Origin of the sequence: Hwangdonia sp. (assembly GCF_048381975.1) — a bacterium.
In the GTDB taxonomy this organism is placed as follows: Bacteria; Bacteroidota; Bacteroidia; order Flavobacteriales; family Flavobacteriaceae; genus Hwangdonia; species Hwangdonia seohaensis.
On the sequence record NZ_JBLWYT010000011.1, the window covers coordinates 86,630 to 97,294 of the forward strand.

Sequence of the window (10,665 nt, forward strand, 5' to 3'; positions counted from 1 at the left end):
GTTTAAATGGATCCGTCTTAAATCAAGTCCACACAAATTATTACAGTTATTCTATCTTTTCTTTAAAAAAAAATTGTCGGATTACACATTAATCGTAATATTGCAATTAACTAATAAAAGGAAAATGGGACTCGCAAAAACCGAAATGTTTACAGACCAACAAAATGAAATTGCACTTTTCGCAAAAGTTTTTGGTCATCCTGCCAGAGTAGCAATCTTACAACAACTCTTTAAAATAGACGCTTGCTATTGTGGTGATTTGGTCAACGAAATTGGATTGGCACAACCAACCATTTCGCAACATTTAAAAGAATTGAAACATTTAGGATTAATTAAAGGGAATGTTGAAGGGACAAGTGTTTGCTATTGCATTAACGCCGAAAATTGGATAAAAATGAAAGAGACTATGCTGCAATTTCTAAATCAAGATATCTCCAATAATGAAGACTGTTGTTAAAAAAAATTTACAAATCAACCGTTTAATCACAACAAACATGATAACCGAAAAAACAACCTTGTACACCGAAATTAAACGTGTAATTAACGCTTTAAATATTGATGGTATATCCAATGAACGTAAAGCAATTTTACAACCGCTAGCGGATTTTATTCAGGCAAAAGTTTCAAATCATCAAGAAATTCGCATCAACTTTATCTGCACGCACAATTCACGAAGAAGTCATTTATCCCAAGTTTGGGCGCAAACCCTAGCTTATTATTTCAATATTAAAAATGTGTTTTGTTATTCAGGTGGCACGGAAACCACGGTGCTTTTTCCAATGGTTGCAAAAACATTGCGGAACTCGGGATTTCAAATAAAAACCATTTCAAAAAACGAAAATCCCATTTACGCTATTAAATATGCCGACAATGCGCATCCAATAATCGGTTTTTCAAAAAAAATGGATGATGATTTTAATCCAAAATCTGCATTTGTAGCGGTTATGACTTGCGATTCGGCAAATGAAGCCTGTCCTTTAGTTCCAGGTGCAGAACAACGCGTCCCGATAACTTTTGAAGACCCAAAAGCTTTTGACAACACCCCACAACAGGTTGAAAAATACCATGAAAGAAGCCTGCAAATCGCCACCGAATTGTTTTACGTTTTCTCGCAAATAAACCCCTAAAAAATGGCAGCAAAAAAACTAAGTTTTCTCGACAGAAATCTAACCTTATGGATATTTGTAGCCATGGCCATTGGTGTTGCGCTTGGCTATTTTATACCCTCATTTCCCAATATTATAAACTCGTTTAATAGCGGAACAACAAATATTCCGATTGCTATCGGGTTGATTTTAATGATGTATCCACCTTTGGCAAAAGTCAATTATTCGTTGTTACCAAAGGTATTTAGAAACACAAAAATACTTTCCATTTCGCTTATCCTTAATTGGATTATCGGTCCTGTTTTAATGTTTGTTTTGGCCATTACCTTTTTACGTGATTATCCCGAATATATGGTCGGACTCATTTTAATTGGTTTGGCACGTTGCATCGCTATGGTTTTGGTGTGGAACGACCTCGCGGAAGGCAGCAGCGAATACGGCGCGGGTTTAGTGGCGTTAAATAGCATTTTTCAAGTGTTTGCCTACAGTTTTTATGCCTGGGTTTTTATCACGGTACTTCCGCCTTATTTTGGATTTGAAGGCGCTATCGTAGATATTTCCATTGGAACAATTGCTGAAAGTGTTGCCATTTATTTGGGAATTCCTTTTGTAATGGGCATATTAAGCCGACTCATTTTAGTAAAATTAAAAGGCGAAGCATGGTACAGCAATACATTTATTCCAACCATTTCACCAATTACCTTAATTGCCCTTTTGTTTACCATTGTAATTATGTTCTCGCTGAAAGGCGAATTAATTGTTAAAATCCCGATGGATGTCCTCATCATTGCAGTGCCGTTGCTTATCTATTTTACTTTAATGTTTATTATAGGTTTCTTCGTTACCAAGGCATCAGGCGCAAAATACGATAAAACAGCTTCGGTGGCATTTACAGCGGCCGGTAATAATTTTGAATTGGCAATTGCGGTTGCGATTGCTGTTTTCGGACTAAATTCTGGACAAGCATTTGCCGGAGTTATTGGGCCTTTGGTTGAAGTCCCCGCATTGATTTTATTGGTTAAGGTTTCCTTTTGGTTACGGAAAAAATATTACGGTAAAACCAACGAATAAAGCCGAATATATTATCAATTCAAAACCTATTTCTGCATTAAGGATATTTGTGAAGTTATTCGTTTAAAGTTCTTAAAGTAGCTTGGAAACCACCAATTGACCAACTAACAAATACATATTTTACTACCTTTGGCTTTTAAAACCATTGTTGTTGAAACTTACCTACTCAAAAAAAGAAAAACTTAAAAGCAAAAAACTCATAGACCAGCTGTTTGTAGAGGGGCAATCGGTTTCTGCGTATCCACTGCGTTTGGTGTATTTGCAAACCAATTTTGATGATGGGATTATTGCAAAAACCGGGGTTTCGGTAAGTAAACGCAACTTTAAAACGGCCGTTGATAGAAACCGTATAAAACGTTTATTAAGAGAAGCTTATAGACTAAATAAAGCCGATTTTTTTAACAATTTAACAACACAACATGCGTTTATGATTTTGTACATTGGCAAAGATAAACCCACATTTACCCAAGTTGAAACCAAAATGAAACACGTATTTAAAAAGTTTTTGGACAAGGTTTCAGAATAAAAAATGCTTTTATGAAATTTATTTCTTACTTCTTTTTGTTGATATTTCCCTTGATGTGTGCTAAAACACCATCACATACTGAAGTTGATGTTCTTAGCTCTGAAAAGTTTTATTTAGAAGAATCTCCAACCATAAATGGTTTTGTTTCTTCATCAACCGAAGCTATCAAACAACAAATAATCAAAGAATCTTATTTACATTTTGAAACTCAAAATTTAGATAAAACTTATAATCAAATCAAACATTTTATTATTCAAAATAAAGGGTTCATCCAAGATGATAAATCTAATAAATCGTACAATACGATCACTAGGCATTTAGTCATAAGAATACCCACAACTAATTTTCAAAAAACAATAGATTCTATTAGTAATCATGTTTCTTTTTTTGATACCAAAAGCGTGTCATCAAAAGATGTAACCGAAGAGTTTATTGATTTAGAAGCACGACTAAAAGCAAAGCAAACCTTAGAAAAACGCTATTTAGAACTGCTTTCGAAAGCAAAAAATGTAAAGGAAATTCTTGATATTGAAAAAGAACTATCTAAAATTAGGGAGGAAATTGAAGCTAAACAAGGACGGTTAAAATACCTTACAAACAAAGTCGCCTTAAGCACTTTAAATATAGAATTCTATAAACATACAGTCGAAAGTGGCGTAACGGTTTCATACGGAACAAAAATGTGGAACGCCATTAAATCTGGTTTCAATGGATTGTCTATGTTTTTTATAGGTGTGTTACATATTTGGCCGTTTATAATTATACTTATAACCTTGTTCTTTTTGATAAAAAAATGGTTAAAAAAAAAGAAATAATAAAATGAAAAATCTCCTAAAAAAGAAAATAATAATTCCTGTTCTAGCATTAACTATCCTTTTTACGGGATCTGCTTTTAAAAACGATTTTTTTGAAATCGCCAAACAAATAGAAATATTCACCACTTTGTTTAAAGAACTCAACATGAATTATGTTGACGAGACCAATCCGGGTGATTTAATGGATACCGCCATAAAAAGCATGTTGGCCGATTTAGACCCGTATACCAACTTTTTAAACGAACAAGATGTTGAAGCCGCCAGAATCAATAATACCGGCGATTATATTGGAATTGGAGCCAAAGTGCGAACCCTTAAGGACAAACTCGTTATTGTTGAGCCTTATAAAGATTATCCAGCCGATAAAGCGGGTTTAAAAGCCGGAGACGAAATTATTAAAGTGGGCAATACCTCTGTTGAAAGCTATAAAGATGATGCGGGCAATTTACTAAAAGGCGCTCCGGGAACTTCGGTTGAAGTGACTTACAAACGACAAAACCAAACCAAAACAGCCACCATAAACAGAGCGGAAGTTGAAATTAATGCGGTACCTCATTTTTCAATGATTAATGAAAAAACCGGGTATATTGTGCTGTCGCAATTTAATAACAAAGCAGCCTCGCAAACCAATTACGCACTTCGGGATTTAAAGGCTCAAGGAGCCGAACGCATAATTCTGGATTTACGCGGCAACCCGGGCGGATTGCTAAACGAGGCCATAAAAATTGTTAATTTATTTGTGCCAAAAGGGCAATTGGTGGTAACCACAAAATCTAAAGTAAAAAAATATAACCGAACCTATTATACACAAAAAGATCCGATTGATAACGAAATTCCTTTAGTGGTCGTAATCGATGGCGGTAGTGCATCGGCAAGCGAAATTGTTTCCGGCGCATTACAAGATTTAGATCGCGCCGTAATTGTGGGCTCCAGAAGTTTTGGTAAAGGTTTGGTGCAGCGCCCAAAAATTCTAACCTATGGCACGCAGGTTAAAATAACCATTTCCAGGTATTATACGCCTTCGGGCCGATGTATCCAGTCTTTGGATTATTGGAATAGAAACGATAAAGGCGAGGCCGTTAGGGTAAAACAAGAAAATTACAATGCTTATAAAACCAAAAACGGTCGACAGGTTTTTGATGGCGGCGGCGTGTTCCCTGATGAAAACTTAGGCACCTTAAAAAACTCTGCGGTTATTAATGCCATAGCAAACGAAAACCTGATATTTGATTTTGCCACACAATATTATTACAACAATCAAATCACCGATATTGATAATTTTAAACTATCGGCTTCAGATTTTTCAGATTTTAAAAACTATTTAAAGGCCAATCATTTTTCCTTTGAAACCCAAACCGAAAAAGTACTTTTAAAAGCCTTTGAAACGGCTGAAAAAGAAGATTTAGGTGATGCCATTAAATCGGATTACAACACCTTAATTTCAAATTTAAGCACTTCAAAAACCAAAGCTATTGACGAGAATAAAGACTATTTGTTAACGCTTTTAACCAAGGAGATTGTAAAACGCTATGTTTACAGAGAGGGTTTATACGACTATTACAAAATTAACGACCCAAAAATAAAGAAAGCTACCGAAATTCTTAATAGCCCTTTAGCCTATTCCAATTATTTAAGATAAAACAGTATCTTTATACTTATATTCTATTCCCCCAAGTAATGAATAAATTAATTAGACTTATACTAATTGTACTTTGCTGTAATATCGCTTCTTCTCAAAGCAAACTTACGCACGATGTGTATTTTGATACCGATAAATACGTTGTACCATCTACCGAAGAAAACAGATTGCTGCTCTTTATCTCTAATTTAACCGATATCGATATTGAATCTATTTCCATTTATGGTTTTTGTGATGATGTTGGGGCCGATGATTATAACCTCATACTATCGCAACAACGCGCCGATGCCATAAAATCTATTTTTTCAAATAACGAAATAAGCGAATCATTAATTTCCAATGTTGATGGAAAAGGTAAAATTTTACTCAAAATAGTTAATGAAAAGAACCTTTTGAAAATTAGGGGTTTAAACCGAAAAGTAGAAATTATTGTAAAACCAAAGCCGAAAATTGTTGAAGAAGTTAAGCCCATTGCGGAAACTGATAAAAAGAAAGATGTCCCGGAACAAATAAAAAGCAAACTTAAAGTTGGCGATAAAATAACTTTTGAAAATATTTTATTTAAAACGGGGTATGCTACGGTTACCCCCGATTCTAAAAAAATACTAAATGCTATTGCCGACGCTTTAGTTGAACGCGACGATATTTATTTTACCATTCAAGGGCATGTTTGCTGTACGCAATTTTCGCGAGATGCCGTAAACAGAAAAACCAAAAAACGTAATTTATCTGAAGCTAGGGCGAAATATGTATATAATTATTTTGCCAAAAAAGGCGTTAGTAAAAAAAGGATGCGCTATATGGGTATGCGCCGAAAATTTCCACTTGGTGGCGACCCAAAATTTGATAGACGTGTTGAAATTTTAATTACGTATGTGGGTAATGAGAATTAAAAATGTATGGTTAATAAAATTAACTTTTTTACCTTATACTTATTTTTAATAAGTACCTATTGTATTTCTCAAAACACCTTTGTGCCCGATGATAATTTTGAACAAGCTTTAATCGATTTGGGCTACGATTCAGGTCCTTTAGATAATTTTGTACCTACCGCAAACATTAATACCGTAACCAATTTAGATGTCGCCTCATTAAACATTTCCGATCTAACCGGGATTCAAGATTTTGCAGCCTTATCTATTCTTGATTGCTCGGATAATAATCTTTCCAGCTTACCGATTAGCTCCAATTTAAACCTTACCGAATTATTTTGTAACAACAACGCCTTAACCAGTTTAAATGTTTCGGCACTTTCGCTTTTAAAAATACTGTGGTGCGATTTTAATCAGCTTACAGCCATTGATGTTAGTAATAATTCAGATTTAATTTCATTAACCTGTGGTGATAATTTGATAACCAGTTTAGACGTAACACAAAACTTAAATCTAAATGTTTTGGTGTGCGAAAACAATCAAATACTAAATATAGATGTGACCCAGAATTTAACCCTAAACTCTTTACTTGTAAGAGGTAATCTGCTCACCACTTTAGATGTTACCAAAAACACCAATTTGGCTTTTTTAGATTGTGGCATCAATCAGCTCACTAATTTAGACGTCACCCAAAATTCCAATTTGCGTGTTTTACTCTGCTTTAATAACCTATTAACAAGTTTGGATGTTACCCAAAATACACTGCTTAGCGATTTAAGTTGTGTGCATAATCAAATTACACAATTAGATATGTCTAAAAACACTTCATTGGTAAATTTAGATTGCAGTCATAATGATTTGTGCTGGCTAAACATTAAAAATGGCACCAACGAAAATGCAACCATTATGCATTTTGATTTTAATCCTAATTTAACCTGTGTGGTAGTGGACGATGCCTCACTAAGTTACCCAAATTGGAAACCTTATCCGTATTCAAACTTTGTTAACGAATTATCCGAGTGCTCAAATTTTGTTCCGGTTGACACGTTACAGAATTTTATTGGTACAAACTATACTTTACCTGTACTTAACGACGGAAATTATTATACCCAATCAGGCGGAAACGGTACGTTATTACAGGCTGGAGATGTTCTAAACAGTTCTCAAACAATTTATATTTACAACGAAACAAGTTGCGATAGCAACGAATCCAATTTTACGGTTACCATTACAACCGAAGATTATTTTATTCCTAAATATTTTACACCAAACAACGATGGTAAACACGATTATTGGGTCGTTACAGACATAAATAACAGTATAAATAACATTTCAATTTATAACAGGTATGGGCAATTACTAAAGTTTTTGCTTCCTAATTCCCAAGGTTGGGATGGGATTTATAATGGTGAATTATTACCAACAGATAGTTATTGGTACAAAATTACCTTAAACAACAGAGAAGTTTTACGAGGTTATTTTGCTTTAAAAAGATGATTTTTTTATCTTTTTGTTTCTCTACTTTTAATAGTCATCTATGAAGTGTATTTAAAAACAGCCGATTAACACTCTGTTTTGTCGGTATTAGCGTGTGCTTCATCTAAGTTCGTGTATTTTAACCAAATAAATTTGAGAATAGTCTAAAAATTTCGTGCTAAAATCTTTGTTGCTATAGGTTTGGGGTACCCAATAAATAACAAATCTATTGAACATGAAAAAAATTACTTTATTATTCGTTTTAATTTTTACATTAAATAATGTTTTTGCATCAGATCATGTAAAAGAAGACAATCTACAAAAGACAAATACTGATAATAAAAAAGAAGCAGCTACAACAAATAACTCCAAATTAATAGCTGGTTCTTTTTACGGTGAAGACTTATCAGAAGGAGATTTAGTTAGCTTAAAAAACCTAAAGTTTAAAACAGGATATCGTTATTTAACGCCAGAATCTAAAGACGTTTTAAAAGAATTAGCTGAATTTTTAGTTCAACGTACAGATATTTACTTTACAATAAATGGTCATGTTTGTTGTACCAGTGGAGGAATTGATGCTAAAAATAAAGAAACAGGAATTGCAAACTTAAGTATTGTAAGAGCAAAATACATTCGTGATTATTTAGTAAAGTATGGTGTAGATGCTAAAAGAGTTAGATATAGAGGTTTAGCTGGAAAATATAACTTAGAAGAAGAAGGAAGAGTAGACTTATATATTCGACGTGTTGCTGATGTTTTATACTACTAACTAATTGAAAAACCGACCGTATAAAATTGCTAGTAATGTACATTTTAAAAATCTGAATACATTTAAAAAAATCTTCGCTTTATTTTTAAAACACAATTGTAAAAAAGGTTTATTTATTGGAACACCATAACAATATGAGGTATATTATCTTCAAGATATTCATCACCAATAGCCTTAAAACCTAAATTATTATAAAATTTATTCAAATATGTTTGAGCCGAAATTTTAATTTTTGTTTCATTAAAATGATTTTTCACGGCCTCAATTGAAGCTTTCATTATAGCATATCCATATTTATATTGGCGTTCGTTTTTTGCAACCACTACACGACCAATACTGGCTTCATCAAAATAATAACCTGGTTTAAAAATACGCGTGTAAGCTATTATTTTATCATTTTTAATACCTAAAACATGCAGTGCTTTTTCGTCTTTTCCATCTAAATCTTGATACACACAATCTTGCTCCACTACAAAAACTTCGCTACGTAATTGTAATAAATAGTACAACTCGTCGATTGATAATTCTTGGAATTTTTTAACTTTTATTTCTAACATGAAATTCGTTATTGTGAGTTTTTTTAAGGCGTAAAAATATTTTTAACTCATCTTATTTTAAACTATTTTAAACAGATTACCACGTCGTAAACTTCTTGGAATGACGTTTTAATTTAATCTTGAACGATAACATCTTTCGCATCATCTTTTCCAAATTCCGGTTGGATATTTACGTGGTTGATACCGTATTTATCCAACAAAAAATCTTCAATTTTATGTAAAATAATATCAAATTGAGATAGGGTTATATCTTCTTTAAAATCGATGTGTGCTTCCAAATGAATTTCATCTTCGTTCAGTTGCCAAATGTGTACATGATGTACATTTTTAATGTTCTCAAAGGTATTGATTTCATCTACTATTTTATGGATAGGCGTTGAATCTGGTGTAAATAACATGAGTACTTTAGTGGAATCCTTTAGCAAATCAAAACCCATCCAAATTAAATAAACCGCAATAGCAAAAGTAAGCACACTATCTACCCAAAATAATTGGTAGTATTTCATAAGCAACCCACCGATAAAAACCGCAACACTCGCCATCATATCGGTTAATAAATGGAGGTAGGCGCTTTTCATGTTCATATTGGATTCAGCATCTTTTTTCAATAAAAGAACACTAAAACCGTTTCCTAAAATAGCGATTAAAGACAACCAAATCACTAAATTAGATTCGATTTCCTGTGGGTTTTGAAAACGTTCAACCGCTTCAATAATCAACAAAACAGCAACAATAATTAAGGTGGCTGCATTTATAAAAGCCGCTAATATTTCGGCCCTTTTATACCCAAATGTTTTTTTAAATGAAGCTTTTCGTTTTGATAGTTTATCGGCTACATAACTAATAATAAGCGAAATAACATCGCTAAAATTATGCAGCGCATCGCTTAAAAGTGCCAAACTGCCAGACATTAAACCGCCAACAACCTGAGCTATTGTTATAGCTATATTTAATAAAATGGATATAAAAAGATTGCGTCCTTTTAAGTCGGGATGTGCATGTGTGTGATTATGAGAATGGTGATGACCCATTTAACACGATAATGGAATTTTATCTACCCTATTTTGATGTCTACCACCTTCAAACTCGGTATTTAAAAACGTATCAACCATCTCAACAGCTTGATGTATAGCAGTAAATCGTGCAGGAATACACAAAACATTAGCGTTATTATGCTGTCTGGTTAACGTTGCTATTTCTTTATTCCAACATAAACCAGCGCGAATTTTTTGGTGTTTGTTAGCTGTCATCGCAACACCGTTGGCGCTACCGCAAATTAGTATTCCGAATGTGGATTTGTTAGTTTCAACAGCTTCGGCAACCGGATGTACAAAATCTGGATAATCTACGCTATCGCTAGCATCGGTCCCAAAATTAATAACAGTATAACCTTTGGTTTCTAAATGTTTTTTTATAGCGAATTTATAATCGGTCCCCGCGTGATCGTTTCCTATAGCAATTGTCATTTTTTATATATTAGTTTGTAATAACACAAAGGTAATAATAATTAACATTGTCAATTACTATATTCATTACTTGTTAATAAGTGTTCATTATTTTTTAAAAGAAAAACATGGTATATCCAATTAATTTTACAAGCAAAAACCCATGTCAATCCACCAAAAATTTAAGTCACTTTTTTTAGCAATGTTATGAGATTAAAAAATGGTACCTATAAACATGAAATTTTAAAAAGTTATGAGTAAAACACTGTTAATTTTGGTTGTTAACAACTGTGCATATAAAATTTAAATCAGCTAAATATTAAAGTTTTAAGGACAAATAGTATGTTAATAAACTATTAATAGAATGCTATTGTAATACCATCAAAATA

Annotated in this window: 12 protein-coding genes; 9 read left to right on the plus strand and 3 right to left on the minus strand. The window is 33.1% G+C overall.

The annotated features are described in order from the left end of the window. Positions 1–124: 124 nt before the first annotated feature. From ACN5J7_RS15695 to ACN5J7_RS15735, 9 genes are all read left to right on the plus strand, one after another. A complete protein-coding gene (locus ACN5J7_RS15695) occupies positions 125–457 on the plus strand; it encodes an ArsR/SmtB family transcription factor (RefSeq protein WP_418604626.1) in 333 nt (110 codons plus the stop codon). Between the two features lie 37 nt (positions 458–494). Then, positions 495–1,127 carry a protein-tyrosine-phosphatase gene (locus ACN5J7_RS15700; RefSeq protein WP_418604627.1) on the plus strand — a complete coding sequence of 211 codons (633 nt, stop codon included), beginning with the start codon at positions 495–497 and terminating at the stop codon, positions 1,125–1,127. A gap of 3 nt (positions 1,128–1,130) precedes the next feature. After that, positions 1,131–2,177, plus strand: coding sequence for an ACR3 family arsenite efflux transporter (gene arsB / locus ACN5J7_RS15705; protein WP_418604628.1), 1,047 nt, complete (start codon positions 1,131–1,133; stop codon positions 2,175–2,177). Positions 2,178–2,328: 151 nt separating this feature from the next. Continuing rightward, positions 2,329–2,703: a ribonuclease P protein component gene (gene rnpA, locus ACN5J7_RS15710; RefSeq protein WP_418604629.1), complete on the plus strand. Its 375-nt coding sequence runs from the start codon at positions 2,329–2,331 to the stop codon at positions 2,701–2,703. Between the two features lie 11 nt (positions 2,704–2,714). Then, on the plus strand, positions 2,715–3,518 hold the full coding sequence (locus ACN5J7_RS15715; RefSeq protein WP_418604630.1) for a DUF4349 domain-containing protein: 804 nt from the start codon (positions 2,715–2,717) through the stop codon (positions 3,516–3,518). A gap of 4 nt (positions 3,519–3,522) precedes the next feature. After that, positions 3,523–5,157: a S41 family peptidase gene (locus ACN5J7_RS15720; RefSeq protein ID WP_418604631.1), complete on the plus strand. Its 1,635-nt coding sequence runs from the start codon at positions 3,523–3,525 to the stop codon at positions 5,155–5,157. Between the two features lie 38 nt (positions 5,158–5,195). Beyond that, complete coding sequence (locus tag ACN5J7_RS15725; protein ID WP_418604632.1) at positions 5,196–6,050, plus strand: OmpA family protein; 855 nt, start codon at positions 5,196–5,198, stop codon at positions 6,048–6,050. 6 nt (positions 6,051–6,056) lie between these two features. Beyond that, positions 6,057–7,526 carry a T9SS type B sorting domain-containing protein gene (locus tag ACN5J7_RS15730; RefSeq protein WP_418604633.1) on the plus strand — a complete coding sequence of 490 codons (1,470 nt, stop codon included), beginning with the start codon at positions 6,057–6,059 and terminating at the stop codon, positions 7,524–7,526. Between the two features lie 214 nt (positions 7,527–7,740). Then, the gene (locus tag ACN5J7_RS15735; RefSeq protein ID WP_311936114.1) at positions 7,741–8,274 is read left to right on the plus strand and encodes an OmpA family protein; all 534 of its coding nucleotides are present in this window, start codon (positions 7,741–7,743) and stop codon (positions 8,272–8,274) included. 113 nt (positions 8,275–8,387) lie between these two features. Here the strand turns inward: ACN5J7_RS15735 and ACN5J7_RS15740 are convergent, their stop codons facing one another. The 3 genes from ACN5J7_RS15740 to rpiB form a co-directional block, all read right to left on the minus strand. Continuing rightward, complete coding sequence (locus ACN5J7_RS15740; RefSeq protein ID WP_311936111.1) at positions 8,388–8,831, minus strand: GNAT family N-acetyltransferase; 444 nt, start codon at positions 8,829–8,831, stop codon at positions 8,388–8,390. 113 nt (positions 8,832–8,944) lie between these two features. Further along, positions 8,945–9,862, minus strand: a complete 918-nt coding sequence (locus tag ACN5J7_RS15745) for a cation diffusion facilitator family transporter (RefSeq protein WP_311936109.1) — start codon at positions 9,860–9,862, stop codon at positions 8,945–8,947. Continuing rightward, a complete protein-coding gene (gene rpiB, locus ACN5J7_RS15750) occupies positions 9,863–10,297 on the minus strand; it encodes a ribose 5-phosphate isomerase B (RefSeq protein ID WP_311936104.1) in 435 nt (144 codons plus the stop codon). Positions 10,298–10,665 lie beyond the last annotated feature (368 nt).

What these genes read in the sequence shown, in the direction of transcription:
- arsB (WP_418604628.1), top strand. Translation starts at nt 1,131, where the DNA reads ATGGCAGCAAAAAAACTAAGTTTTCTCGACAGAAATCTAACCTTATGG.
- ACN5J7_RS15715 (WP_418604630.1), top strand. Translation starts at nt 2,715, where the DNA reads ATGAAATTTATTTCTTACTTCTTTTTGTTGATATTTCCCTTGATGTGT.
- ACN5J7_RS15730 (WP_418604633.1), top strand. Translation starts at nt 6,057, where the DNA reads ATGGTTAATAAAATTAACTTTTTTACCTTATACTTATTTTTAATAAGT.
- ACN5J7_RS15735 (WP_311936114.1), top strand. Translation starts at nt 7,741, where the DNA reads ATGAAAAAAATTACTTTATTATTCGTTTTAATTTTTACATTAAATAAT.
- ACN5J7_RS15725 (WP_418604632.1), top strand. Translation starts at nt 5,196, where the DNA reads ATGAATAAATTAATTAGACTTATACTAATTGTACTTTGCTGTAATATC.
- ACN5J7_RS15695 (WP_418604626.1), top strand. Translation starts at nt 125, where the DNA reads ATGGGACTCGCAAAAACCGAAATGTTTACAGACCAACAAAATGAAATT.
- rpiB (WP_311936104.1), bottom strand. Translation starts at nt 10,297, where the DNA reads ATGACAATTGCTATAGGAAACGATCACGCGGGGACCGATTATAAATTC.
- ACN5J7_RS15720 (WP_418604631.1), top strand. Translation starts at nt 3,523, where the DNA reads ATGAAAAATCTCCTAAAAAAGAAAATAATAATTCCTGTTCTAGCATTA.
- ACN5J7_RS15700 (WP_418604627.1), top strand. Translation starts at nt 495, where the DNA reads ATGATAACCGAAAAAACAACCTTGTACACCGAAATTAAACGTGTAATT.
- ACN5J7_RS15740 (WP_311936111.1), bottom strand. Translation starts at nt 8,831, where the DNA reads ATGTTAGAAATAAAAGTTAAAAAATTCCAAGAATTATCAATCGACGAG.
- ACN5J7_RS15745 (WP_311936109.1), bottom strand. Translation starts at nt 9,862, where the DNA reads ATGGGTCATCACCATTCTCATAATCACACACATGCACATCCCGACTTA.